Origin of the sequence: Croceicoccus naphthovorans (assembly GCF_001028705.1) — a bacterium.
GTDB lineage: Bacteria > Pseudomonadota > Alphaproteobacteria > Sphingomonadales > Sphingomonadaceae > Croceicoccus > Croceicoccus naphthovorans.
Genome location: NZ_CP011770.1, coordinates 3,153,580 through 3,176,944 on the forward strand (window position 1 = coordinate 3,153,580; position 23,365 = coordinate 3,176,944).

A 23,365-nucleotide genomic window follows, 5' to 3' on the forward strand; every position below is an offset into this window, starting at 1 on the left:
GAGTTACTGGCCGCTGCGGCGCATAAAGCGGCGGAAATGCTCGCGGCCTTGTTCCTCGGTGGCGGCGTTGCGCGCGGATTCGAGCGCCTGGGCACGGCTCTGTGCGGCAATCAGCGCGGTGAGGTCGGCGATCTGCTGCGTTTGCAGGGCGAGAAGCTGGTTGCCCGCCTGCGCTACCTGGAGTGCGCCGGTCGCGGACTGGCTGGCGCCGACGATGTTGGCCATCGCAGTCTGCGAACCTTCGATATTGCCGACGACGCCGGCCTGAACGCGCAAAGCGTCCTCGAAGCTGCCGACGCTATCCCGCCAACGCTCGCGGGCATTGGCGATCAGCGTCGCATCCGACGCGCTCATATCGACGCCCCGATAGCGGGCGGTGAAGGCGTCCTCGATCGTCTGCACATCATAAGCGATGCGCTGCGCCTCGCTCATCAACTGACGGGTTTGCTGGATCTGCGTCTGGAGTTCATTCAAGCTACTGAACGGCAGCGAGGCAAGATTGCGGGCCTCGTTAACGAGGGAGGTCGCCTGCTGCTGGATTTGTTGGATCTGGTTGTTGATTTGCTGAAGCGACCGCGCCGCCGTCAGCACGTTTTGCGCGTAGTTGGTGGGATCATAGACGATCCCGCCGAACCCGAGCTGGGCATTAGCTGGCACTGAAACGGTGGTGAGCCCCAGCACGGCGATGCCGGCGATGAGGCTGCGACGAAGGGAATGACGGGTCATAGCGGGTTCTCCTCAGTGAAAGCAGGCAGAAGATCGGCGGCCCATTCGAGACCGCGATGCCGGAGCCAGGCCGCGGCGAAGCCGTCCTGCCCGTGGACCTCCATCAGTTCGCCGATGGTGATCTGGTCGGTCTTGGACGAGGCCGCCGTGAAGGCGAGCGCGACATCGCCTAGGCCCAGCTCGAACAGGCGGTTGCCGCGCGGACTCTGGCAATAATAGTCCCGCTTGGGCGTTGCTCGCGCGAGGATCTCTATCTGCCGGTCGTTGAGGCCGAAAGCGCGATAGATGCGGGCGATCTGCGGTTCGAGCGCGCGTTCGTTCGGCAGCAGAATACGAGTCTTGCAGCTTTCGATAATCGCCGGCGCCACACTGCTGCTCTCGATCTGCGAGAGCGACTGGGTGGCGAAGATGACGCTGGCGTTCTTCTTGCGCAACGTCACCAGCCAGGTCGAAAGCTGGCGCGCGAAGGCGGGCGAGTTCAGCGCCAGCCAACCCTCGTCGATGATGATGAGCGTGGGCGAGCCATCTAGCCGCCCGGCGATGCGGTGGAAAAGATAGACGAGCACGGCCGCCGCCGCTCCGCTGTCCATCAGCCCTTCGGTCTCGAACGCCTGGACTGATGCCGTGCCGAGTCGCTCCTGTTCGGCGTCCAGCAATCGGCCCCATGCGCCGCCAACACACCAGGGCGCGAGCGCCTGCTTTAAATCCTGGGACTGCAATAGAACTGCAAGGCCGGTGAGCGTACGTTCGCCCGGCGGCGCGCTAGCGAGCGAAGTCAGTGCCGACCAGATATGGTCCTTGGCCCGCGGGTCGACGGTCGCGCCTTCGGATTCGAGGATGCCGGCGAGCCATTCGGCCGCCCATGCGCGTTCGGCGGCATCATCGATCCGGGCAAGCGGTTGCAACAGGACGCCGCCGGCATCTTCCACCTCAACGTCGGTTGCAAACAGGCTTCCACCGAGATTCTGCCAGTCGCCATCCATGCCGAGCGCCGCGGCCCGGATCGAGCCGCCGAAATCGAAGGCGAAGATCTGGCTGCCGGGATAGCGGCGGAACTGGAGCGCCATGGTCGCGAGCAGCACGGATTTGCCCGCGCCAGTCGGACCGACGACCAGCGTATGTCCGACATCGCCGACATGCAGCGACAGGCGAAACGGCGTGCTGCCCTCTGTCTTGGCAAACAGGAGCGGCGGTGCCTTGAAATGCTCGTCGCGCACCTGTCCTGCCCAGATCGCCGAGAGTGGGATCATATGGGCGAGGTTCAAAGTCGAGAGCGGGGGCTGCCGGACATTGGCATAAACATGGCCAGGGAGCGATCCGAGCCAGGCCTCGATCGCATTCATGCCTTCCGGGATGCAGGTGAAGTCCCGGCTCTGGATGATCTTCTCGACGAGGCGAAGTTTCTCGGCCGCGATGCCCGGATCTTCGTCCCAGACGGTGACGGTCGCGGTCACATATGCCTCGCCGACATCATCGGCGCCCAGTTCCTGCAAGGCGGCGTCGGCATCGGCCGCCTTGTTCGAGGCGTCGCTATCCATGAGCACCGACGCTTCGTTGGTCATAACCTCCTTGACGATGGCGGCGATGGATTTGCGCTTTGCGAACCATTGCCGCCGGATTTTGCTCAGCAGCTTCGTCGCGTCGCTCTTGTCGAGCATGATCGCGCGCGTGGACCAGCGATAGGGAAAGGCGAGCCGATTCAGTTCGTCGAGAATGCCGGGCCAGGTCATCGTCGGAAAGCCGATGACCGTGAGCACGCGCAGATGGTGGTCGCCCAGCCGCGGTTCGAGTCCGCCGGTCAGCGGTTCGTCCGCCAGCAGCGCATCGAGATATATCGGCGTCTCGGGTACGCGGACGCGCTGACGCCGGGTCGAGATCGTGGAGTGGAGATAGGTCAACGTCTGGCTATCATCGAGCCAAGCCGCTTCGGGCACGAACCCTTCGATCAGATTGAGGAGCTGCCCCGCGCGATCGGTGAAGCTCTTGACCAGTCCCCAGGGATCGACCCCGTCCTTCGTCTTGCCCTCGTAGAGCCAGCTTTCGGTGCGGGCTGCATCCTCGGCGGGCGGCATCCAGAGTAGCGTGAGATAGTAGCGGCTCTCGAAATGCGCGCCGGCATCGACGAATTGTGCCCGGCGTTCCTCGTCGACTAGGGCCGACACGGGATCGGGAAAGTCCGAAATGGGATAGTCGTCGGACGGCACTCGCTGGGCTTCGACGAAGATCGACCATCCCGATCCCAGACGGCGGAGCGCATTGTTGAGCCGATGGGTAACGCCTACCAGTTCGGAGGGTGTCGCGGAATCGAGATCGGGACCACGGAAGCGCGCGGTGCGCTGGAAGGAGCCGTCCTTGTTGAGGACTACGCCCTCTGCAATCAGCGCGGCCCAGGGCAGGAAGTCGCTGAGCCAAGTGGCGCGGCTGCGATATTCGGCGAGGTTCATCATGGCGGCGCTCCTCGTCAGACGCGCAAATAGGCGGGGTATCGGAGGTGACGGCGGGCGACGTCGGCGAACTGCACATCGCGGCGCGCGGCCCAGACGGCTGCGAGATGGCCGACCAGCCAGAACACGCCGCCTGCGATCCAGAGCTGGAGACCTAGACCGATCGCGGCCGCCAGCGTGCCATTGGCGATGGCGAGCGTGCGCGGGGCGCCGCCGAGCAAGATGGGCTCGGTCAGCGCCCGGTGGACGGGGGCGTAAAAACCCGCGATTTCATCGCCGCCGCCCTGCATCAGATGACGGCCCCGCCGCCGAAGCTGAAGAAGGAGAGGAAGAAGGAACTGGCGGCAAAGGCGATCGAAAGACCAAACACGATCTGGATCAGGCGTCGGAACCCGCCATTGGTGTCGCCGAACGCCAGGGTCAGGCCGGTCACTATAATGATGATGACCGCGACGATCTTCGCCACCGGCCCCTCAATCGACTGAAGAATCGACTGAAGCGGCGCTTCCCAGGGCATCGAGGAGCCCGACGCTTTGGCCGCGCTCGACATTGCGAGCGCGGCCACGAGGCCGATCATCGCCGTGTTCGCGGCGCTGCGAAGACGGGAAAGTGCGTTGGTCATGCGAGTTCTCCTGCTGTGGGGGTCGGGAATTCTGGCGCGGTGCGGATGGGCTCGAGCGGGCCCGGTAGCTGGCGCAGCGCATATTCACCGGCGGCATTGAGCCCGTCGACGCGGGCCAGTTCGGAGAGGCGGCGGCCATGGCCATCGCGCACAAGGACCGCGACGAAATCGATCGTCTCGGCGATCAGAGCGCGTGGCACAGTCACCACCGCTTCCTGGATGAGCTGCTCCATTCGGCGCAGGGCGCCGATCGCTGTACCGGCATGGATCGTGCCGACGCCGCCCGGATGACCCGTGCCCCAGGCCTTGAGGAGATCGAGGGCCTCGGCGCCGCGCACCTCGCCAATCGGAATCCGATCGGGCCGCAGGCGCAAAGAGGAGCGCACGAGATCCGAAAGGCTGGCGACGCCGTCCTTGGTCCGCATCGCCACTAGATTGGGGGCGCTGCACTGGAGTTCGCGCGTATCCTCGATCAGAACGACCCGATCGTCGGTCTTGGCGATCTCGGCGAGGAGTGCATTGGTCAGCGTGGTCTTGCCAGTTCCGGTGCCTCCGGCGACCAGGATATTGGCCTTGTCGGCGACCGCGATTTGAAGCGCCGACGCCTGCAAGCGCGTCAGAATGCCGTCAGCAACATAATCGTCGAGGGTGAAGACGGCGACGGCGGGCTTGCGGATCGCAAAGGCGGGGCCTGCGACGACGGGCGGCAACAGCCCCTCGAACCGTTCCCCGCTTTCCGGCAGCTCCGCCGAGACGCGCGGGCTGCCTGCATGAACTTCGGCGCCGACATGATGCGCGACCAGCCGGATGATCCGCTCGCCGTCCGCGGGCACGAGCCGGTCTCCTGTATCGGACAGGCCTTCGCCCAGCTGGTCGAGCCACAGCCGGCCATCGGGGTTCAGCATCACCTCGACTGTCTTCGGGTCCGCCAACCAGCCCGCGATCGAAGCGCCCAGCGCCGTGCGGAGCATCCGGGCGCCGCGAGACAAACTCTCCGATTTGAGACTGGTGGTAGCCAAGTGAGTGTCCCCTGATTTCGTCCACCGCGCGATGTGCGCGGGGGGATGGGGACAGCTAGAAGAGACAGAAAAACCGCTATCGCAACAACTATTTGCGTTCAGCGTAGCTGGTCGAAGTAATAGAAAGGCGGGCGTAGGCCGCGATCAATCTTCGAACCCGGTTGCGGGACCACGCGCTTGCGAATCAACGTCGCGCGAAATCTCGCGCGCAAGGCTAGACCCGGTTTCCACCCGGCGGCCCAGGGCTTCGATGAACCCCTTATAGCGCTCATTGCCGCTAGACTTCGCGGCGCCCAGCGCCGTGTCCGGCAAGGGCGGCGTCGTAGTGAGCCAGAAGCGGACGAAAAGCGCGATGGCTTCGTTCGATATCGTGATGTTCTGCTCGAGCCGATCCAATTGACGCGACAGGCGATCGAGACGGCGCGCCAGGGCAGCTTCCAGACGCTCGGGGCCATCCGGCGACAAGAAAGACAGTAGCGCCGCCTCGATGATTTGAGTCTGCGGCACCCGCTTGCGGGCGGCATAATCCTCGATCTGGTCCGCGAGATCGGGCGGCAGCCGGTAGGTTCGTTTGACACGCATGGTCTCTGCCTCGTTGTCAAAGTTCGATGCCGTCACCGGGATCGAGGCTCGTGATGCGGGCGACTCGGTGCATTCGGCCCTGCGCGGACGCGTCGTCAGTGGCATTGTCCGGTTCGTCGAACTCGAATTCCCGGACCGGGGCCGGCTTCTCGCGGACGATCTCTTCATGATCGGGAAGACCCGGCTCGCGCCGGATATTGGCGCTGGCATCGTCGCTTTCGCTGGCCTCCACAGGGCTGGTTTCTGCGCCCCCGGATTGACCGGGAGGCCTATTGTCGGGTGACGGCGGCGATTCGATCCCGGTCCAGTCATCGGGACGCGGCGGTTTCCGGGACTGATCGGGCTTCGGCGCCGGCAATAACCGACGCGTGAGGCGCGGATCGGTGAAATAGCGCGCTTTCTTCGCCCGCACCGGGGGTGTGCCCGCTACCATGACGATCTCGTCGTCGGGCGGGAGCTGCATGATCTCACCAGGGGTGAGAAGCTGACGGGCGGTCTCAGAACGCGACACCATCAGATGGCCAAGCCATGGTGAGAGCCGATGGCCCGCATAGTTCTTCATCGCCCGCATCTCGGTCCCGGTGCCCAGCGCGTCCGATACTCGTTTTGCGGTTCTCTCGTCGTTGGTGGCAAACGAGACCCGGACATGGCAGTTGTCGAGGATGGAGTGGTTGGTGCCGTAAGCCTTCTCGATCTGGTTGAGCGACTGGGCGATCAGGAAGGACTTCATGCCGTATCCAGCCATGAAGGCGAGCGCGGATTCGAAAAAATCCAATCGTCCCAACGCCGGAAACTCGTCGAGCATCAGCAGAAGGCGCTGGCGCTTGGCGGTTGAGGTCAGCTCCTCGGTCAGCCTGCGCCCGACCTGGTTGAGGATGAGGCGAACAAGCGGCTTGGTCCGGTTGATGTCGGACGGCGGTACGACGAGATAGAGCGAAATCGGATGCGGCCCGCCGACAAGATCGGCGATGCGCCAGTCACATTGCCGGGTGACGGTCGCCACGACTGGATCTCGGTACAGACCGAGAAAGCTCATGGCGGTGGAGAGGACGCCCGAACGCTCGTTTTCGCTCTTGTTGAGAAGCTCGCGCGCGGCCGAGGCAACGACGGGATGGACGCCGGCTTCACCCAGATGCGAGGTCAACATCATCGCGCGCAGCGTCGTCTCGATCGGGCGGCTCGGATCGGAGAGGAAGTTGGCGATGCCGGCCAATGTTTTGTCGGGCTCGGCGTATAGGACGTGGAGAATAGCGCCGACCAGTAGCGCATGGCTGGTTTTCTCCCAGTGGTTGCGCTTTTCGAGCGATCCTTCGGGGTCGACCAAAATGTCGGCGATGTTCTGGACGTCGCGCACCTCCCATTCGCCGCGGCGTACTTCGAGCAGCGGATTATAGGCGGCGCTCGACGCATTGGTCGGATCGAACAACAGCACCTTGCCGAACTTGCTGCGGAAACCAGCCGTCAGCCCCCAGTTCTCGCCCTTGATGTCGTGAACAATGGCCGATCCCGGCCAGGTCAGGAGGCTGGGAACGACGAGGCCGACGCCTTTGCCGGATCGCGTCGGCGCGAAACACAGCACATGCTCAGGACCATCGTGGCGGAGATAGTCCGCGCCGAGCTTGCCGAGGATGACGCCATCGTCGCCGAGCAACCCGGCGGTGCGCGCCTCCTGCTCGGTCGCCCAGCGCGCCGACCCATAGGTTTCGGCGTTCTTGAGTTCGCGCGCACGCCAGACCGACATGCCGATCGCGACCGCAATCGAGATGAACCCGCCCGACACAGCGATGTAGGCGCCGCGCAGGAAAATGTCGGGCGCATAGGCGTCGAACGAGAACCACCACCAGAAGAAGGCGGGTGGCGGATAGATCGGCCAGTCGCCGAGCACGAACCAGGGCTGTCCGAGCTGAGGTTGATGCGCGAGCGCCGCAGCCGTCCACTGGGTTGCGCACCAGACCGATGTGAGAACAATGGTGAAGACTGCGAGGATTTGGCCCCACAGTATCTTGGTGGCCGACATAACCCTTCCTTCCCGGCAAATTGCCTAAAGGTCGGGTTCGGAACAACGCAAATACAAGGGGTTATAGAACTTCTGCGTAGAGATGGCGGCTATAGCGCGCAAATACAAGAAATGGCGTAAGCGAGCAGGGGCACGCCGTTTCTGCCAGGCGCTCGAACGTGTCCCCGTCGCCCAGTCGAACGTTAGTGCTGAACGGCTTCAGCAACTCCAAGGCGCGTTGCTATGTCATTCAAGCGCCTATCGCGTGTCCATAGACGCATTCCCGTTGTCAGCCGTGTGGCTGCGAGTAGATGGGCGTCAACGTAGCCGATGCCGAGGCTGTAGAGAGGCTGATGCTCAATGAACGCCTGAACCTCTTCGTCGGTGGCCTGCTTCGTTCGTGGCAAATCCCGTAGCGACGAAAGCACCTTGTCGCGCTGTCGCAAACTGCCCAGCGCGATCTCGCCGATGATGAACGGGTGGCTGAAGACAAGCCCGGCTTCGAGGCGGCTCACAAGCAGCGGATCGCCTTGCCTGAGGTGATCAACCCAGACAGTGCTATCGACGAGAATCATTCAGCGGTGGACCGGCGGCGGGCTGGGATTTCAAGGTCGGGTTCGCTTCCGCCAAGCAAGACGAGACGCCGAGCACTTTCGCGTTCGATGAGGGCCTTGAACGCCTCGCGCACGAGCTGAGATTTCTCTTTGAGACCAGTGAATGCCTGTGCCTTCGCAAGCTGTTCGTCATCAAGAACGATAGTTGTTCGCATTTCGTGACCTTTTCTCTGTAGGCACGAATTTATCATCGAATGATGCCGATTTCAATGCCTGGTATGATTGCCAGCACTCCTGCGCCTTCACACGAATAGACCTACAGCCCCAGCCCGCGCTGCCGCCCGAAGGTCCAGTCGACCGCGCCGCCTGGCGTCATCGTTCCGGAGACATGCTGCCCCAGATGCTGTTCAAGCGCCGGGCGCCAGGGCACGAGCTGGAAGCCCAGGCCATTATCGATCATCGCGTACCGACCGGATGCGAGTGTCACGCGCTCGCGATAGATCCCCGCGACATGCTCGCCCGGTGCTGACGACTGCGGCGCGAGGCCAGTCCGGTCTGCAATATCGGTCTGCGCCCGCAGCAGCTCGCGCTCCTTTAAGGTTTCGGCAAGGGCACGAGCGAAGACCACACGTTGACCGCGCCGCTGCGCGAGACCTTCCTTTTCGAGACGGTCGCAGCGGGCATCCAGGGCTGAGGCAACCTCGGCACCGAACCCGCCACCAAGCGTCGGCTGTTCGCGCGCGACCAGATTGCGGTCGAGCCAAGTCACGCCCTCGGCGGTGATCTGCTGGCCCAGCGACAGATCCGAACGCGTCGCAAGCGAATGGCGCTGCCGGCCCCTGGCGTCTTCCCATGAGCGCAATTCGACGATCGCACCCGGTTTGGCGTCCCCGGTCATGTTGAGGTCGTCGAAGCGAAGGTGGTGGGTGCGGCCGTCGATACCGTCGACCACTGCATAGGCACTTCCGTGCAGTTCATCATAAAGCCCGCGCGCAACGAGACGGCCGACAACGGGATCGACCGGCGGTGAATGATGGATTGCGAAGCGGGATACATCGGGGTTGGGCGTGTCATTCATCATCGCCTTGTGCATCGTCTTGACGATGTCGCCGCGAATGCCGAGGTCGCGTAGCCTTTCTTGCAGTCCCGGTCGAACGGTCCAGGCGACGGGGCCAATCGGATCGACCAGGCCCAGCGCCTCGAGTTTCTGGGCGCGGCCCACAAGGAGGTTCCGGTTTTCGCGGGCCGCACCGTTCGGCTCAGGACGCAGATCGACGATGCCGCCATGACGATCGGCGATATCCCGCAACGTGCGATCAAGGCTGGTCCAGCGATCCGCATCGACCTCGCGAACAAGCGCGGCCTGGATTTCGCGTTGGGTGCGCGGGCCGAGTTCGAGCGTCGCGCGGTCCTCGGCCCGATTGCGGAAACCCTCGCGGATATAGTCGCGGCTGATGACGAGGTCGCCCCCATCATTGGCGCGGCCGCGCACGAGTACATGAATATGCGGATCGTCGGTATTCCAGTGGTCGATCGCCACCCAGTCCAGCGAGGTGCCGAGATCGCGCTGGGTGTCGGCCATCAGTTCACGGGTGAAGGCGCGCAGGTCCTGCATCTCGATCGCATCCTCCGGTGAAATGATGACACGGAAGTGGTGGCGGTCGTCCTTGCAACGCTCGGCGAAGGCGCCCGCGTCGGCCTGGTCCCCGACCGCATCGAACAGCCGGCCCGGAGCGCCGTCGCGGGTGACACCTTCGCGTTCAAGATAGTTGGCGTGCCGGGCGATGGGCGCTGCCCGGAACTTGAGGCCCCGATGCTGCACGATCCGCATCTTCACGACGACACGCCGATCCGATGCCCGCCGCACACGACGCGGGGCCGATACGGTGCCGCGTCCGAACCGGGAAACCCCGCCGCCCTTGCGTCGAGGAGTATAGGCACGTCCGCCGCGACCGCCCTTGTTGGCCGCGCGCATGACCTGGCCGACGAATGAAGCCTGCCGGCCTTTCGCTCCGCCGTCACGCGGCCGTCCCGGCCTGATCTGAAAATCGTCGTCGGGGCCACTCATCGCGAGGCCCAATGTGCAGATAATCGGGCTGCCAGACGCAGGATTTCCGATTTCCCGAAGTTCTCAGGAAAGGAAGCTGGCAGGCCGCATCGGATGCCATACGGAAAAGCCCGGCCCAACCAACCATATGGACCACGCCTGCTGGCGGTCCTTTTATCTTGCGATCGTAATTGGGCCCTTATTCTTGGCCCGTTTCTGCATCTTCGCTCTCCTTTCCAAGTCATACATTCAAGTGTGCTAGTAGTCGATAGAGCACGCCAGTATTGGCGCTCTGGTGTGGGGTGGTCCCCGCAATCGTTCGTGCTCCGCCCTGCATGCCATGCAGGCGCACATGTCCGCGTCGGGATCGCGAGGCCACACATCCAATCACGCGCGATTGACCGCTCTCTGGGAGCGCTGTCGCCGGCAAGATATCGTGCTCTTCGCATCCGCTTCGATCCACCTCAACCAACCGCCATCACGGCGGAACTCGTGCTATCGCCTCGTTGTTAAACCGTTCTCGTGGTGCAGCGCGCGTGCGTCATGCCTGCACCGCAACTGCGTTGCCGCTGCTCTCGGGCTGGTCGTTCGCCGCCGAGAACCGGAACCGCGATCCGTCGATCCACATGCGGTGCATGATCACTGCGAGCTTGCGCGCGACCGCAACGACCGCACGCTTGTGACCGCGCTTAGTCGCGATCTTCATGCCCCAAGCTTTAAGCGTGCTGTGCTGCTTCGAGCGCGTGAGCATGCCGCTCGCCGCCTCGTAGAGCGCGGTTCGAACCTCGCCGTCGCCGCGCCGCGAGATATGTCCGTCGCGGTCGACCGAGGTGCCCGACTGCTCGCGCTTGGGCGTCAGCCCGAAGTGCGCGCCCAGCGTCTTCGACTTGGCGAAGCGGTGCGGGTCGTCGACCGCCGCCATGAACGTCATCGCGGTGACCGGCCCGACGCCGGGGATCTCGCACCAGCGGCGGCACAGCTCCTCCTGGCCGACCAGCTGAACGAGCATCTTGTGCAGCTCGCGGTACTGGTCCCACAATACCTGCCAGCAGGTCAGCATGCTCTCGCTGAGCACTTGGAGCAGCGGATCGCCTGCGACGAGCTCGCGAACGCGATTGCAGAAGGTGCTGCGCTGCACACGCGGTCCGACCATCAGACCGAACATCTTCAAGGACTGGCGAACCTCGTTCTCGATGTCGAGCAGCTTGCGCTTGAGAGTCCGTCGGTGTGCCAGCAGCAGCTTCATCCGGTTGGCGCGTTCGCTCTTCGCATGAACCTGTTTGAACCAGCCCGATCGCACCAGTTGAGCAAGCCCGCGTGCATCGTTCTTGTCGGTCTTGTTGCGCTGGGCGTCCAGCATGCGGGCTGCGTGATGGGTCTCCAGCAGCACCATCGGGATGCCGTGCTTCTCCAGCTCGCGGTGCAGCCAGGCCGACCAACTGGTCGCCTCGTGGCCGACGAGCAGCAGCCGGTTCGCATACGGCTCAAGCGCCTGCCAGATCGCTTCGGGGTCGGTGGTCACACTGGTCTCCAGCGCGATCTCGCCGTCCTTGGCTTTGACGACGCAGATCGCAGTTGTGGTGGCGGAAGTGTCGAGTGCGGCATGGTATTGCATCGGGGGGCGTCCTCTCTTGCGGGGTGTAACAACACCCCGACCTTGCGCCTTCCCGTGCACCATGGCGAGATCGCCCGACGCTGGCCCAATTACGCGGTCAATGCTCCCCTTATTTCCCTGCCTTCCCGGCCTCGTATGCGATAGCGAACGCCGTTGCGCCCCAGACTACGCCTGCCTGCGAGCGGGCGCCTCATGACGGCTGGTGACCGGAAAGAGGGACGAACAGGCTATCCTCGACTTCGGAAGGGGCTGGATCTGGTATCTCTCCGGCATCGCCCCGTGGCGCTACGGATGGCGTCGAAACTGTGCCGGACGTGACGCTGACCGGACGGGAAAAGAGCGGCGCGTGGGTCCAGGCCAGCGCATCGGCGGGCGCGCTGGCGAGCGCGCGAGCGGGCGCTCCGCCGACCATCGGCGCGAGCATGGCGAGATAGGCGCGCGTCTCTCGCGGTAGCGGGCGGCCGGTCGCCAGATGCTCATCATAGCGTCCCGGGCCAGCGTTATAGGCTGCCAGCATTGCAGTCGGATTGCCGTAACGATCGTGCAATTCACGAAGATAGGCGGCGCCCGCGATGATGTTGTCGCGGGGGTCGTAGGGATTGCGGCCGAGACGATAACGCGCGCGAAGTTCCGCCCAGGTGCCGGGCATGATCTGCATCAGCCCCATGGCTCCAGCGTGCGAGAGCGCGGTCACATCGCCCGCGCTCTCGACACGCATGACCGCCCATATCCAGCGCTCCGGGATACCGAAACGACGCGATGCCTCGGCCACATGAGCGGCGATCGGCGTCACCGCGGACGACGACTGCGCCGTGGCGGTTTCGCCGCGCGCGATGGCCGTCGCCGGCGCACTCGCAAGACTTGCGAGCAACGCCAGCGACAGCGCCCGGCGGCGCGATGTGCAGCAGCGCGGGCGCACCGGATCAGCTCCGATCTTCGCGGACACGCGGACGGCTTACCGACAGGCGGAAAGCCGAACCCTCGTCGTCGGTGCGGAAGAGATGCGCGCGCAGAGTCTGGCCCGCGAACAACGGGCTTTCGATCTCCAGCGAGACATAGTCGCCCGCGCGTTCGCCGACATCCTTCCACGCAGCGCCGACTCTGGGGCCATGTTCGTCGTCGAGCAGGACGCGGAAATCCGGCGCTTTTTCTGCATCGCTCGGTTCGGCGGGAACGAGGGCGATAACCTCATCGATGCCGAACAACCGGATGCGGCCCGTATAGCCATCATCGGTGGGTTTGAAGATATTGGGTTGCATTGCCAGTCTCCTTTGCTTGGCGGGGTGGAAGAGATTTCGCGGCACGGCGAACGCTCACATCGGCGTCGCCCGACCGATCACGGTTGCTGCGGGAAGCAGTCCGAAATAGCGGCCGTCGAGGCTGTCCTCGCGGTCGGCGTTGAGGAAGAAAAGCTGGTCGGCTGCGAGCGTTCGGCAGCCCGTCCAGACCGGCAGCGCGCGGCCAAGCCGGTCGGTCGCCTTGGCGACGGCGACGGTCCGGCCATCGATGCTGATGGTGTCGCCAGTCCGGCAAACCGTCTGTCCGGGCAGCGCCGCGACACGCTTGAGGAGCGGCAGGCCGAGCGGCAGATAACCGCCCTCGGCGAGGAACCGCGCGATGTCCGGCGGCGGCTTCACCACGGCAAGCGCGCCGCGCGGGACGGAGTCGCCCGTCCGCACGCGGTAGAACCCGATAGGGACGCTGGGACTGGCGTTCCAGATCAGTCGCGGCGGTGGATCGATCCACATGGAGATCGCGATGAGATTGACCGCGACGACGGCCGCCGCGAGCGTTTTCCACGGATAGGTCATTGCAGGGAGCCTTTGCGGGCGAGCCAGGCGCGGTGGCGCTCCAGCGTGTAGGGACGCGGCGTTTCGCGGGCGGCGAGACGATTGTGGACGTGGCGCCAATGGTCCGGCGCGACGTCGGCGGGATCGATGTCGAGGGCGTCCACCGCGTCGATCGCTTCGAACACGCGCTGGACCTTCGGCCAGCCGGAAACCCGCAGCAGAATGTCGCCGCCGGGATCGACGCCGGGCACGGTCTGATAGGGTTCCCCCGGAAGGACCGCGCGCAGTATGTCGATGCGGGAAACGACCGTGCCGAAGTCGTTGGACGCCCAGCGCACGAAGGCGAATATGCTGCCAGGAGCGAAACCGAGGCGGCGACGGCGCCGGTCGAGCATCTGATCCTCGACAGGGCGTCCGAAGCGTATCCAGCGCTCGATCTTCTTCTCGATCCACAGCAGGTCGACGCGGGTGCGATCATCGCGGGCGGCGATCATGGGGCGCGCTCCTGATCCTCGTCCGGGAAGGCTTCGACCAGCATGGCGCGCAACAGATCGGCCAGCGTCAGCCCGCGCTGGAGCGCCGCCAGCTTGATCCGCTTCCGCAATTCCGGCGTCACGTCGATGGTGAGCCGCGCGGTGTTTGCGCTGCGTGTTGGCGGCGTGGTTCGTTCCCGATCGCCGTCGGACACCCAGGATTCAACACCGCGCGGCCGGGCAATGAAATGCCGAGACGATTTGCCCGGACCGCTCATGGCAGCAAGCTCTCGACCTGCTGCGCTAATTCGGAGATTTCGCGCGCGGCGATGCTGCCCGAGTCCATTTCGGATGCGAGCCGCCCGGTTCGCAGCGCATCTGCGAAGATCACCCGCTGGCCGACATGGGCCGGCAGCAGAGGCGGATCATGGTCAGCAAGATTGTCGGCAGTGGCGCGTCCGATCAGCGTGCGCGCAGGATAGCGGTTGAGAATGAACCGCGCCGCGATCGCGGGTTTGAAGATGCGGGCCTGATCGAGCAGCGTCAGCATCTCGGCCGAAGCCCATCCGTCAAGCGGCGATGGCTGCACCGGCAGGAGGACGAGATCGGCGGCGAGCAGAGCCGAGCGGAGCAATCCCGCGACACGGGGCGGCCCGTCGATCACCACATGGTCGACGCTGCGCGCCAGCTCCGGCGCCTCGTGGTGCAGCGTGTCGCGTGCGAGACCGACGACGCTGAACAGTCGCGGCAAGCCTTGCGACGCGCGCTCCTGGGCCCAGTCCAGCGCCGAACCCTGCGGATCGGCATCGATCAGGAGCACGCGCTTGCCGGTGATGGCCCACTGGCCAGCCAGGTGGAGCGCGAGGGTCGTCTTGCCGACGCCGCCCTTCTGATTGAGGAACGCGACGATCATCGCGCTTCGTCCACAGGGGCGCAGCCCGTTAGCATGAATCCGAAGGATTCAGAGTTAGCAATGTTAAGGGGCGGAATCGTGTAATGATTCCATTGCGTTATAGGTGGTTTTGGTTCCTGATAGTCCGAGGATCGGGTTCCCGATCGTCCGATAGTCGCGGTTCCTGATAGTCCGTGTCTCATGGCAACTTATCCACAGGCGGGTAGCCCATCCGCCGCATGGCGGCGTCGAGCGGATCGATGGGGAGCGGAGTGATGTTCAGCCGGTGACGGCCGAGTTCGAAGGTGAGGGTCAGCCGGTATCCGGGCAGGGGTTGGCGGCGGACGATATCGCGCAGTTCGAAGCTGAACCGCTTGAGCGGCGAGAGGACGCCCGACTTCAGGTGGAGGTGAGCGACGTCGAAGCTCCACCCATGTTCCTGCCGTCCGCCATGCTTGCGGCAGATGCGATAGAGCCAGCGCTCCAGCCCGCCGGTCAGGCTGAAATAGGCGCGGTCGATGGTAAGGACGAGCGCGTGATCCAGCACCCCGGCATAGAACCAGTCGGGAACGATCATCTCGATGCCGAGCGCGCGGCCCTTCCCGTCGAGACGCTCGCGCCATTCGTTGATCCAGGAGAAGCGATGGCGCCGCCGCTGGGTGGTTTGACGGATGCTGGTGGCAATCGTGGTCGACTGAAGCCGGTCGAGCCCGGCGCGCAGCCGCTCATAGCTGGCTTTGCCGGTTCCGCGCCGTGTAAAGGTCAGGATGTCATAGGGCGTGGCGGCGATCAGGCGAGAGGTCGGCAGGCCGGCGTCGTGCGCCTCGACGATCTGGCTCGCGGCCCAGATGAGAATATCAGCATCCCATATGGTGGCCATGCCATGTTCGGGCGTCGCCTCGACCTGAATCGTGACCTCGCCCATGCGAAACTCGATCGGTGCGACCCGCTTGCTCTTGGCGAGCGAGAAGAAGGGCCAGCTCATCAGATCCTGGGCATCGCGCGGTGCGACATCACCGCCGGCCGGGCGGAACAGGTCGAGCTGCCGGGCGGGAGCTTTGCTTAGCGACATGGATTATCGCCCGCGCGTCCCGCTGGCGTGCCGCCTTGTCGTGGCCAGGCCAGGTCCCGGATCGGATGTCGAGCGCCGCATCCCGGCCGCCGCCCAATCGTCGATGTCGGCAACCGTGTAGACGATGCGTCCGCCGAGCTTGTGGTAGATGGGGCCGGTTCCGAAGCAGCGATGCTTTTCCAGGGTGCGCGGCGACAGCCCGAGACGCTTCGCAGCATCGGGGGTTCGCAGAAAGCGCGGCGCAGTGTCTGGGGCGTCAGGCTGCATGATCGGTCTCCGTCGAAGCGCGGGCCACGAGGGCAAGGCGCGTGGTACTGGAGACAAGGCTGGCGTATGCCGCCTATGCCGGGAGAGAGGGCAAAATCAGCCTGCGGGAAATGTCGCACCGGCGTAGAGCGTCACCGGCTCCGGAGCAGATCGAGATATCCGGTCTCGCTGAGCCGAATGGCCTCGTCGCGCAGTCGTTGAACCTGCCGGCGTTCATTGGCCGCGCGCCAGTTGGAACCATGCAGTTCCAGGCCGGGATAAACCGCGGCGTCGGCCAGCTCGCGGGTGCTCAGACCAGCCGCGAGGAGACCCAACAGGTGCAGCAGGAAACTCAGGCGCAGGCGCTGAAATTCCGTTGGCCGGAAAGCGGCGGATTGTTTGCCGCGCGGCGCGCCCTGAAGTCGGCGCCGGAAGCGGTCGGCGACGGCCCGGCGCAATGGATAGTCCCGGTCGGGAGTGAGAGCGATGACCGTGCCTGCGCGCATAGCGGGATCAGACAGCCACAGGCGCAGGCGTCCACCGGGATCGTCGATAACGAGATGGCGACCGCTCTGGTCCGTGTGATCGGCGAGGATCGGGCCGAGATCGGCCGGATCAAACGCAGGCGCGGCGGCACAACCCTGGGGCGGAGGCGCCAGCACGACTGTGCCTGGCGCGACGTCGGGTCGCCATAGCGCGGGCGCGGCTGCGGCCGACACATAAGGGTCGATGGGGAAACACCAACCCCCAGCGCCGGACGAAGTCCGCGCTGAGGGTCTCCTCCCGATGTGCACCGTCCGCGCTCGTCGATGTCATCCGATCATAGTCACGGCGGTAATTCTTGTTGTGCCGCAGGAACTCCTGCGCAAAGTCCGCGTAATCGAAATTGGCGGTTGCCCCGGCGATCGCTTGCGACCGCCAATCGCTGGCAGTTGGCATCGCACCTCTCCCTGTATCCCGCATTCGGGGTCAGGAGAGCGAGCTTGCCTGCGCTCACCCACGCCAGAAGAACCGCCCGAGCGCATGAATTCAACGCCTTGCGGGCGAACCTGCGCGCACGGCGCAGCGAACCCCGGTCGGCGGTCGCGACGGCTCTACCGGGGGCGCCCTTCGAGCAAATGACGATATCCGACTTCGGTCATCCACCTGGCGCGAGCGAGGTGAGTTTCGTAGATGCCCCAGGCGCGCTCGGGATCTGTTGCCGGATCAAGGCCAAATATGACGCGGACAATCTCATGCCAGTGCGCGCCCTCGGCATCCGCTTCGAGCAGGCGCAGATAGGTAACGAAATGCCGTTCGTCATAGGGGTTCACCCGTCTTGTCTGCGGAGGCGCGTCGTCAAATGCAGGAATGGTCATTGCGCGACACCTGGCGCCCAGGAGGCGTTGCGATTGTCCCGAACACGGAGCCCGGTTATGCGACCGATGGGATAAGCGCCTCGCGCGCGGCCCGCAAATCGCGCCCACTGCCAGAACCTTCCGCAAAGGAGACGCGGGTCGTGGAACACCCTGCGCACCGGTCGTCCCGACAATAACGGATGAAGATCAGCTCGACTTGCGGAAGAATTCCATCGGGTCAATGTCGAGGATCGTCGCGATCCGTTCGAGCATATCGACGGTCGCCGCGTGTTCTTCGCGCTCCAGCATTCCAACATAGTTGCGGTTGATCCCTGCACGATCCGCAAGTTCCTCCTGCGACAAGCCTTTGGCATGACGCATGTGACGCAAGTTGGTGGCGACGATCTCCCGCAAGCTCATGCGGGGGACGTCGCCGCTCTGCCTAACCCATGGCCACCTAATATACTAGGGAATCGTATCTACGTAACGGCGTATCTGCGGAAATCCGCCACTACGCATTCAAGGAACGCGGGGCCGACGAGCGGCCCCGCGTCCGTCTCACCGGGCAAAGGGATCGAACTCAAGAACGATGCTTGCCGAATCGCCGTCCCATTCGCTGGCCGGCATCGCGCTGAACAGGCCGCCTTCGGTTCGGAATACGATGATATTGACCATGAGGCTGCGCGCGAGGCTCCAGGCATAGGCGGATACGGTGTTGAGCGACTTGGACATTGCGGGCTCCTGTCTTTCGTCGCGGGGACCATCCCCGCTCGACAGGCTCCCGAAGTGTCGGGCGCATGGCTGCAATCACCGCACGGGCGCAGCCCGAAGGCCGCACGCTGCGCGTAGCGGACCCTTTATGGGTTGATGGCGAAGCCATGGGTCTGACCAAGGATCAGAGCCAATGAGAGCGGCGGTGGCACCTGCGAGGAATCGGAACCGCCGGAGGTTCGTTCAAACCGGGTCCGGCTGGGTGGACACTGCCTCATCCTTCCCGGTCTCGCTTCGGTCCAGGCAGCGATGGTCAGGGTATGGCGGACGTGTCATGCATCTGGACGCAGACCGACACGCAAGGTCGGTTTTCCGCGGGGGCGATCCGGGGCGGCTGGTTCCGGGCGTCGGCAAATAAAGAGGCCCGGCGGATTGCTCCGCCGGGCCGCTCCGTCCCGATCAGAACGGAATGTCGTCATCGAGGTCGTTGTAGTTCCCGGTGTAACCTTCATCCTTCTGCGCGGGCTTGCCGCGGCTCAGGAAGTCAACCGTTTCGGCGATGATCTCGCAGCCATAGCGGTCGTTGCCCTGCTGGTCGGTCCACTGGGTGTAATGGATGCGGCCCCGGACCAGAAGCTTCATCCCCGACGTGCAATGCTCCTGTACCGTCTTGCCGAGGCCGTTGAAGCAGGTGATGCGATGCCACTCGGTGTCCTGGACCCGGCGACCCTGTTCATCGCGGACGATCTTTCCGTCTTTGTAGCGGGGACGCGAGGTGGCGAGGCGAATGGTGGTGATGTTGGTGCCGCCCTGGGTGGTGCGGCTTTCCGGGTCTGCGCCGAGATTGCCGGCGAGAATGACGATGTTCTGCATGATATTGCTCCGTTGCTTCAAGTCCGAGGGACCGTCCCTCCGACGAAGCCCGATCAAAGGCCGTCCGGTGCCGTCCGCATCGCCGCCTTCAGGCGGCGGCCTGACCCCATAGGCGCGGGAGTGGTGCGGGCAGCCGCGCAGCGGCAACTCGGTCCGGCGCCGCCGGGGTTGCTGGCGGAAACGGAACGGACTTAGGGATTCGCCAGTCGGAAGGGACCGCCCCCTCGGTCGAGGCAGGACGGAGATCGATGCGAATAGAACAGCGACAAGGCTGGCTCGCGAACGGGAGCGAACCGGCTTGCAGCCCTACAGGAAACAAACACACCTGCTTTCGGCACTGGCCAAAGGCCCCGGATATCCGGCGAGCGACTTCGCGCTGACCTGGTTCACCGTCAAACCACCGACTTGCGATCAAATCCGTTCAATGGCTGGTAGTCGTTCCGGCGCGCCACGGGAAAGCCGACGCTTCCGGCAGCTTCCGGAGCAAGGTGGGACTAACGAGCCAGCCGGCGCGCGCGCCGCCTGCGATAAGGCGCCGAGCGCATCGATCGAACGGGGTAAGCTGCCCTGGAGCGAACGGGAATGGCCGAGAAGCTATGACAGACCATATCCATTTCTGAATGGAACAGAGGCGGCCCAAGCGGCGCGATCGGCCTTGTCTGGCAATTTGGCCGCGCTCAAGGGATCGGTCAGCGACCTGTGGATGAAGGTCGCGTTGCCTTGGGCTTGGGCTGGTGAAGACGCCGCTTCACATTCGGCTTCAAAGCGCCGCGAACATCTTTGTCGGCAATCGCAATATCGAACCACTCAGGGTCGAAATATCCGCCGCACCACCGCTTGGTTTCTCTGTATTCGGGGTCTTTCGGGTCTGCCAGCACCTCTAGAAATTGCTCATATCCTGAAATGCCGCCGACATCCTCGGGCGGCCGAGCGCGTGCGCCATCGATGCAGGTTGCGTGGGTTGGGGGCGTATCGAGAAAGACCATTTCCTCGATTTCGACCTGATGCCGCCAATTGTCGCCGAAGTCGTACAGATAGCTGAAGACAATCCCGGCGCCCTGGAAATCCCTTATCCGCACCGCGCGTTCGTCGAAGACTCGCGCATCCCCCTCGACCGAGCCATCCTCGGCAAGAGCGGCATCGCCATAGCGCAGTCCGCCTATCTCAAACTCGTGGAGATGATAGTTCCACCAATTGAACGCGGCCTGGATCGCCAGGTGAAGCTGTTCGAGGTTCCACGCGCCCGGCACGATGATGCGGCGCCAGATTTCGGGTTCAATCCCGTTGATGGATATCTTGAGCCGCGCGGCATTGGGAGCTTCGAACATCGCGTTTCAAGCCGCCTTCGATAATGCTGACACCTTGATCTCGTCCTCATGGCCCCGTGCCTGGGCGAGATCATAGGCGCCCTGCATCCGCATGAGCGTATCGGCTTTCAGGCCAAATGCCTTCTCGAAGCGGATCGCCATATCGGCAGTCAGGCCGGTGTGCCCGTTCAGGACATTACTCAGATTCTGCCGCGAGACACCGAAGTGCTGCGCCAGCTCCTTCACATTGATACCATGCGGCTCGACCATCTGGCGCTTGAGCCAGGGGCCGGGATGAACATGGATCGAAGGATGAACTTTGATAGCCATCAGTGATAATCCTCCAAATCAAGATCCGCGATCGTGGAGTCGTCCACCATCGTAAATGTCAGCCGCCAATTCTTCGTCACCGTCATGGCGTAGCTGCCTTTGCGGTCCCCTGTCAGGGGATGGAAACCGAAGTTTGGTGGAACAGAGAGTTCATCCAGGCTGGATGACGAAACCAGGAAGGCGATCATATCAATGACGCGTTCCGCCTCGATCACGCCCCTGGCGCTGCCTTTTTCGACCAGTCGTCGCAGCGCCTTGTGCCTGATGCTATCAATTTCCACGTGTCAACAGATAGGCGACACGAAAGTCCGTGTCAATGATTGGTTGACACGGATTGCTGTCGAACGTGGCCGATGGGCGGCGCTTACGCGCCGCCCAGATGACGGAAATCCCAGACCTTGATGCCGAGCGTTTTGGCCTTGTCACGGATGTTCGACTGGATGCCGGTGCCCGGAAACACCACCAGCCCCTTGGGCATGGCGGCCAGCATCTCGTCATTACGCTTGAACGGCGCGGCCTTGCCGAGTTTCCAGTCGGGCTTGATGGGGACGCTCGGCACGCCGCGTTGGTCGGCCCAGAGGACCGAGATATGCTCGCCGCCGCTTTCGGTAGCGCCATGGATCAGAACCATGTCGGGGAACCTGGCCCGGATCTTGTCGAGCGTCGACCAGATCAGCCGCGTATCGTTGAACGCCGGACCGGATGAGACCGCGATACGGACGCCTTTCGGCATAAGCACCTGCTTGTCGGACCATTTGCGGTCGTTGATGAAGTCCTTGCTGGCAATGACCGCCGAGGTCAGCGCCTTGCGATTGACCTTCGAGCCGGACCGGGGAAGCCAGGGCTTCTTGGTGAAGGTGCGGTACTGGTCGGCGGCGGCATCGCGCAGATATTCGAACGTGTCGCGCCGCTCGATCATGGTCACGCCCTCGGCGATCGCGCGCTCCAGCTCGACCGAATTGACCTCCGAGCCGTCCTGTTCGCGCTGCATCCGCTTTTGCGCCACTTCGTTATCGTCCAGTTCGCGTTCGACCCGCTGGATGCCGTTGTGGAAGACGTTGACCAGCCCCCAGAGGATGTCTTCGAGGTCGGGTTCGATCCGGGTGTCGATCAGCGCCGAGACCATACCATCGAACATATCGGCCACTGCAACATCGACGAGGCGGGATTCGGGCAGCGGACGTTGATCTGGTTCATCTTCGAAGGGACGATAGCCATAGAGCTGCATTTCCTCGAGCAGATAGGCTGTCTGGGATTGGGCGTGTTCGGGCTCGTCAGCGGGGATGTCGTTGCTGTCGTTCACGGGATGTCGCCTTTTCGTCTGGGAGCCGCGACCCTCGCGGCCTTCATGGCGACGAAAGGCAGCGGGCCGGACGGCGCGCGCACCGCCAAGCGCCAAGCGTGCGCGCGCCCCTTTCGGGCGCGTGATGGCGGCCGGAGCAAAGCGGAGGACGGACAAAGGGGCTATTTTGCCTCGCGATGCAAAGCGGCCGCTCGCGGGCGCGGCGGAAAATAGCCCCCGTCTGTCCGTTGTGCTCGCCGGACGCCCGCTGCTCCTGTCGCCCTCTATGAAGGCGTGGGCGCGGCCTTTTCAGCGAAAATGGCGCCTATGACGCGACACAGCTTCGCCGGTGACGACAAAGCTGAACTCCCGCTTCCCGGCCTTCAGCCGGACAGGAGAAGGTGACGCTCGGCATCTTCGTCCCGCAGTTGAGGGGCCAGATGCGCTCGCAGCCGATCCGCCCCCAGGCCATGCAGGTCCGAGTTGAAATCGTCGAGCATCGGCGCCAGCGGGATAGCCTCGATCCCGACCTCCGCAGCCCTGCGGGTCAACAGGGTTTCGGCGGCGGCTCCGGTGGAATCCGCGTCGCGGGCGATATAGAGGCGCCGAAGATCCGGCGGGAACCGGATGGCTGCAAGGTGGACGCCCGACAGCCCCGCGATCGCTGGCAATGCAGGCATGATCGTGCGGAGCGATAGCATTGTCTCGATGCCTTCGCCGGCGACCATCACCGCGCCAGCGCGCCCGAAGCGAACGCCGTGGCCGAGCAGATGGCCCATCGCGCGGCGTGGATAGGCGACCGGCGCTTTATCGATCGTCGTGGGATCGAGCCAGGTGCGATGCACGCCTGTGATCGCGCCGGCCAGATTGGTGACAAGAGCGATCATCGCCGGCCAGGCCCGACGGGTGCCGGGAGGATCCTTCCGGGATGGCCGATAGTAGCAGCGCGGACGGAAGCGCAGCGGATCGCCCGCTTGCAGCGGTCCGATGCTCCGCCCTGCAAGATAGTCCGTGACAAGGGTGCCGCCAACGGGTTGGGAAGCAGCCGCCAGACGCTGAGCTGCCTCCGGCGTGCCGGACGGCGTTTTGCGCTCCCGCCGGGACCCGGCGCCCTCTTGCCGGGGCGATGGCTGCGGCAGGCTGAGAAAACGCCGGGCTTCCTCCAGCGTATCGCGTAGCCGCGCATGGCCTCCCGCAATGGTGATGATATCGAGCAGATCGCCATGGTCGCCGGTTGCGGCATCAGTCCATTTACCGGCCGCCCCTCCATCGGGAGAGGCGACCAAACGGACATAGAGGCTGCGTCCGGGCGTATTGCGGGCATCGCCCACCAGCCAGTACCGGCCTTCGCGATGTCCTTTCGACAGATAGCGGCGACAGACACTCTCGGCATTATCGGCGAGGCGCTGCGATATCTCGGTGGCGGAGTTCTTCATCTCACATCCCT

At 64.1% G+C, this 23,365-nt stretch carries 30 protein-coding genes; all 30 read right to left on the reverse strand.

The features are described from left to right. Positions 1–3: 3 nt before the first annotated feature. Entirely contained in the window at positions 4–726 is a 723-nt protein-coding gene (gene trbJ, locus AB433_RS15530) for a P-type conjugative transfer protein TrbJ (protein WP_047822275.1), read from the reverse strand. Continuing rightward, the gene (trbE, locus tag AB433_RS15535; RefSeq protein ID WP_047822277.1) at positions 723–3,173 is read right to left on the reverse strand and encodes a conjugal transfer protein TrbE; all 2,451 of its coding nucleotides are present in this window, start codon (positions 3,171–3,173) and stop codon (positions 723–725) included. The genes trbJ and trbE overlap by 4 nt, the downstream gene beginning before the upstream one ends. A gap of 14 nt (positions 3,174–3,187) precedes the next feature. Next, positions 3,188–3,460, reverse strand: coding sequence for a VirB3 family type IV secretion system protein (locus tag AB433_RS15540; protein ID WP_047822280.1), 273 nt, complete (start codon positions 3,458–3,460; stop codon positions 3,188–3,190). Further along, positions 3,460–3,792, reverse strand: a complete 333-nt coding sequence (locus tag AB433_RS15545; RefSeq protein WP_047822282.1) for a TrbC/VirB2 family type IV secretion system protein — start codon at positions 3,790–3,792, stop codon at positions 3,460–3,462. The genes AB433_RS15540 and AB433_RS15545 overlap by 1 nt, the downstream gene beginning before the upstream one ends. Beyond that, the gene (gene trbB, locus AB433_RS15550) at positions 3,789–4,763 is read right to left on the reverse strand and encodes a P-type conjugative transfer ATPase TrbB (RefSeq protein ID WP_047822284.1); all 975 of its coding nucleotides are present in this window, start codon (positions 4,761–4,763) and stop codon (positions 3,789–3,791) included. The genes AB433_RS15545 and trbB overlap by 4 nt, the downstream gene beginning before the upstream one ends. 192 nt (positions 4,764–4,955) lie before the next feature. Then, positions 4,956–5,393: a CopG domain-containing protein gene (locus tag AB433_RS15555; RefSeq protein ID WP_047824279.1), complete on the reverse strand. Its 438-nt coding sequence runs from the start codon at positions 5,391–5,393 to the stop codon at positions 4,956–4,958. Between the two features lie 16 nt (positions 5,394–5,409). Further along, a complete protein-coding gene (locus AB433_RS15560) occupies positions 5,410–7,410 on the reverse strand; it encodes a conjugal transfer protein TraG (RefSeq protein ID WP_047822286.1) in 2,001 nt (666 codons plus the stop codon). 182 nt (positions 7,411–7,592) lie between these two features. Then, on the reverse strand, positions 7,593–7,964 hold the full coding sequence (locus AB433_RS15565; protein ID WP_047822288.1) for a type II toxin-antitoxin system VapC family toxin: 372 nt from the start codon (positions 7,962–7,964) through the stop codon (positions 7,593–7,595). Further along, positions 7,961–8,158, reverse strand: coding sequence for a type II toxin-antitoxin system VapB family antitoxin (locus AB433_RS15570; protein ID WP_047822290.1), 198 nt, complete (start codon positions 8,156–8,158; stop codon positions 7,961–7,963). Before AB433_RS15570 ends, AB433_RS15565 begins: the two co-directional genes overlap by 4 nt. Positions 8,159–8,259: 101 nt before the next feature. Next, positions 8,260–10,011 (reverse strand): relaxase/mobilization nuclease domain-containing protein, encoded by a 1,752-nt coding sequence (locus tag AB433_RS15575; RefSeq protein WP_047822292.1) that lies wholly within the window; start codon positions 10,009–10,011, stop codon positions 8,260–8,262. A 520-nt stretch (positions 10,012–10,531) separates the two neighbouring features. Continuing rightward, positions 10,532–11,605 (reverse strand): IS110 family RNA-guided transposase, encoded by a 1,074-nt coding sequence (locus AB433_RS15580; protein ID WP_047822294.1) that lies wholly within the window; start codon positions 11,603–11,605, stop codon positions 10,532–10,534. 190 nt (positions 11,606–11,795) lie between these two features. Continuing rightward, positions 11,796–12,524, reverse strand: coding sequence for a lytic transglycosylase domain-containing protein (locus AB433_RS15585; RefSeq protein ID WP_053059295.1), 729 nt, complete (start codon positions 12,522–12,524; stop codon positions 11,796–11,798). 4 nt (positions 12,525–12,528) lie between these two features. Further along, positions 12,529–12,864 carry a DUF736 domain-containing protein gene (locus AB433_RS15590; RefSeq protein ID WP_039577893.1) on the reverse strand — a complete coding sequence of 112 codons (336 nt, stop codon included), beginning with the start codon at positions 12,862–12,864 and terminating at the stop codon, positions 12,529–12,531. Positions 12,865–12,918: 54 nt separating this feature from the next. Further along, positions 12,919–13,416, reverse strand: a complete 498-nt coding sequence (locus AB433_RS15595; protein WP_047822298.1) for a S26 family signal peptidase — start codon at positions 13,414–13,416, stop codon at positions 12,919–12,921. After that, positions 13,413–13,889, reverse strand: a complete 477-nt coding sequence (locus AB433_RS15600) for a DUF2840 domain-containing protein (RefSeq protein WP_047822300.1) — start codon at positions 13,887–13,889, stop codon at positions 13,413–13,415. Before AB433_RS15600 ends, AB433_RS15595 begins: the two co-directional genes overlap by 4 nt. Beyond that, positions 13,886–14,083, reverse strand: coding sequence for a ribbon-helix-helix protein (locus AB433_RS15605; protein ID WP_053059296.1), 198 nt, complete (start codon positions 14,081–14,083; stop codon positions 13,886–13,888). The genes AB433_RS15600 and AB433_RS15605 overlap by 4 nt, the downstream gene beginning before the upstream one ends. A gap of 59 nt (positions 14,084–14,142) precedes the next feature. Further along, complete coding sequence (parA, locus tag AB433_RS15610; protein ID WP_047822304.1) at positions 14,143–14,781, reverse strand: ParA family partition ATPase; 639 nt, start codon at positions 14,779–14,781, stop codon at positions 14,143–14,145. A 178-nt stretch (positions 14,782–14,959) separates the two neighbouring features. Further along, positions 14,960–15,832, reverse strand: coding sequence for a replication initiator protein A (locus tag AB433_RS15615; RefSeq protein ID WP_047822306.1), 873 nt, complete (start codon positions 15,830–15,832; stop codon positions 14,960–14,962). Positions 15,833–15,835: 3 nt separating this feature from the next. Continuing rightward, complete coding sequence (locus AB433_RS15620; protein WP_047822308.1) at positions 15,836–16,099, reverse strand: helix-turn-helix transcriptional regulator; 264 nt, start codon at positions 16,097–16,099, stop codon at positions 15,836–15,838. 131 nt (positions 16,100–16,230) lie between these two features. Then, positions 16,231–16,740 carry a DNA -binding domain-containing protein gene (locus AB433_RS15625; protein WP_047824283.1) on the reverse strand — a complete coding sequence of 170 codons (510 nt, stop codon included), beginning with the start codon at positions 16,738–16,740 and terminating at the stop codon, positions 16,231–16,233. Then, the gene (locus tag AB433_RS21360) at positions 16,694–17,041 is read right to left on the reverse strand and encodes a transcriptional regulator domain-containing protein (protein ID WP_318286478.1); all 348 of its coding nucleotides are present in this window, start codon (positions 17,039–17,041) and stop codon (positions 16,694–16,696) included. The genes AB433_RS15625 and AB433_RS21360 overlap by 47 nt, the downstream gene beginning before the upstream one ends. Before the next feature lie 131 nt (positions 17,042–17,172). Next, positions 17,173–17,436, reverse strand: a complete 264-nt coding sequence (locus AB433_RS15630; protein WP_047822310.1) for a DNA -binding domain-containing protein — start codon at positions 17,434–17,436, stop codon at positions 17,173–17,175. Positions 17,437–17,622: 186 nt separating this feature from the next. Next, positions 17,623–17,835 (reverse strand): helix-turn-helix domain-containing protein, encoded by a 213-nt coding sequence (locus tag AB433_RS15635; RefSeq protein WP_039577869.1) that lies wholly within the window; start codon positions 17,833–17,835, stop codon positions 17,623–17,625. A gap of 138 nt (positions 17,836–17,973) precedes the next feature. Further along, positions 17,974–18,147, reverse strand: a complete 174-nt coding sequence (locus AB433_RS20885) for a hypothetical protein (RefSeq protein WP_167702736.1) — start codon at positions 18,145–18,147, stop codon at positions 17,974–17,976. A 438-nt stretch (positions 18,148–18,585) separates the two neighbouring features. Next, the gene (locus AB433_RS15640) at positions 18,586–18,999 is read right to left on the reverse strand and encodes a single-stranded DNA-binding protein (protein WP_039581728.1); all 414 of its coding nucleotides are present in this window, start codon (positions 18,997–18,999) and stop codon (positions 18,586–18,588) included. A gap of 689 nt (positions 19,000–19,688) precedes the next feature. Next, entirely contained in the window at positions 19,689–20,327 is a 639-nt protein-coding gene (locus tag AB433_RS15645) for a plasmid pRiA4b ORF-3 family protein (protein WP_039577866.1), read from the reverse strand. A gap of 6 nt (positions 20,328–20,333) precedes the next feature. Beyond that, the gene (locus tag AB433_RS15650) at positions 20,334–20,636 is read right to left on the reverse strand and encodes a HigA family addiction module antitoxin (protein ID WP_039577865.1); all 303 of its coding nucleotides are present in this window, start codon (positions 20,634–20,636) and stop codon (positions 20,334–20,336) included. After that, the gene (locus AB433_RS15655) at positions 20,636–20,917 is read right to left on the reverse strand and encodes a type II toxin-antitoxin system RelE/ParE family toxin (protein WP_039577863.1); all 282 of its coding nucleotides are present in this window, start codon (positions 20,915–20,917) and stop codon (positions 20,636–20,638) included. The genes AB433_RS15650 and AB433_RS15655 overlap by 1 nt, the downstream gene beginning before the upstream one ends. 83 nt (positions 20,918–21,000) lie before the next feature. Further along, entirely contained in the window at positions 21,001–21,939 is a 939-nt protein-coding gene (locus AB433_RS15660; RefSeq protein WP_047824285.1) for a DUF2493 domain-containing protein, read from the reverse strand. Positions 21,940–22,301: 362 nt separating this feature from the next. Next, entirely contained in the window at positions 22,302–23,354 is a 1,053-nt protein-coding gene (locus AB433_RS15665) for a DUF7146 domain-containing protein (protein ID WP_047822313.1), read from the reverse strand. Positions 23,355–23,365 lie beyond the last annotated feature (11 nt).

Bases quoted from the DNA above. Each gene is read 5' to 3' on its own strand.
- trbJ (WP_047822275.1), bottom strand. From the start codon at position 726: ATGACCCGTCATTCCCTTCGTCGCAGCCTCATCGCCGGCATCGCCGTG.
- trbE (WP_047822277.1), bottom strand. From the start codon at position 3,173: ATGATGAACCTCGCCGAATATCGCAGCCGCGCCACTTGGCTCAGCGAC.
- AB433_RS15540 (WP_047822280.1), bottom strand. From the start codon at position 3,460: ATGCAGGGCGGCGGCGATGAAATCGCGGGTTTTTACGCCCCCGTCCAC.
- AB433_RS15545 (WP_047822282.1), bottom strand. From the start codon at position 3,792: ATGACCAACGCACTTTCCCGTCTTCGCAGCGCCGCGAACACGGCGATG.
- trbB (WP_047822284.1), bottom strand. From the start codon at position 4,763: ATGCTCCGCACGGCGCTGGGCGCTTCGATCGCGGGCTGGTTGGCGGAC.
- AB433_RS15555 (WP_047824279.1), bottom strand. From the start codon at position 5,393: ATGCGTGTCAAACGAACCTACCGGCTGCCGCCCGATCTCGCGGACCAG.
- AB433_RS15560 (WP_047822286.1), bottom strand. From the start codon at position 7,410: ATGTCGGCCACCAAGATACTGTGGGGCCAAATCCTCGCAGTCTTCACC.
- AB433_RS15565 (WP_047822288.1), bottom strand. From the start codon at position 7,964: ATGATTCTCGTCGATAGCACTGTCTGGGTTGATCACCTCAGGCAAGGC.
- AB433_RS15570 (WP_047822290.1), bottom strand. From the start codon at position 8,158: ATGCGAACAACTATCGTTCTTGATGACGAACAGCTTGCGAAGGCACAG.
- AB433_RS15575 (WP_047822292.1), bottom strand. From the start codon at position 10,011: ATGAGTGGCCCCGACGACGATTTTCAGATCAGGCCGGGACGGCCGCGT.
- AB433_RS15580 (WP_047822294.1), bottom strand. From the start codon at position 11,605: ATGCAATACCATGCCGCACTCGACACTTCCGCCACCACAACTGCGATC.
- AB433_RS15590 (WP_039577893.1), bottom strand. From the start codon at position 12,864: ATGCAACCCAATATCTTCAAACCCACCGATGATGGCTATACGGGCCGC.
- AB433_RS15595 (WP_047822298.1), bottom strand. From the start codon at position 13,416: ATGACCTATCCGTGGAAAACGCTCGCGGCGGCCGTCGTCGCGGTCAAT.
- AB433_RS15600 (WP_047822300.1), bottom strand. From the start codon at position 13,889: ATGATCGCCGCCCGCGATGATCGCACCCGCGTCGACCTGCTGTGGATC.
- parA (WP_047822304.1), bottom strand. From the start codon at position 14,781: ATGATCGTCGCGTTCCTCAATCAGAAGGGCGGCGTCGGCAAGACGACC.
- AB433_RS15615 (WP_047822306.1), bottom strand. From the start codon at position 15,832: ATGTCGCTAAGCAAAGCTCCCGCCCGGCAGCTCGACCTGTTCCGCCCG.
- AB433_RS15620 (WP_047822308.1), bottom strand. From the start codon at position 16,099: ATGCAGCCTGACGCCCCAGACACTGCGCCGCGCTTTCTGCGAACCCCC.
- AB433_RS21360 (WP_318286478.1), bottom strand. From the start codon at position 17,041: ATGCGGGATACAGGGAGAGGTGCGATGCCAACTGCCAGCGATTGGCGG.
- AB433_RS15630 (WP_047822310.1), bottom strand. From the start codon at position 17,436: ATGACCATTCCTGCATTTGACGACGCGCCTCCGCAGACAAGACGGGTG.
- AB433_RS15635 (WP_039577869.1), bottom strand. From the start codon at position 17,835: ATGAGCTTGCGGGAGATCGTCGCCACCAACTTGCGTCACATGCGTCAT.
- AB433_RS20885 (WP_167702736.1), bottom strand. From the start codon at position 18,147: ATGTCCAAGTCGCTCAACACCGTATCCGCCTATGCCTGGAGCCTCGCG.
- AB433_RS15640 (WP_039581728.1), bottom strand. From the start codon at position 18,999: ATGCAGAACATCGTCATTCTCGCCGGCAATCTCGGCGCAGACCCGGAA.
- AB433_RS15645 (WP_039577866.1), bottom strand. From the start codon at position 20,327: ATGTTCGAAGCTCCCAATGCCGCGCGGCTCAAGATATCCATCAACGGG.
- AB433_RS15650 (WP_039577865.1), bottom strand. From the start codon at position 20,636: ATGGCTATCAAAGTTCATCCTTCGATCCATGTTCATCCCGGCCCCTGG.
- AB433_RS15665 (WP_047822313.1), bottom strand. From the start codon at position 23,354: ATGAAGAACTCCGCCACCGAGATATCGCAGCGCCTCGCCGATAATGCC.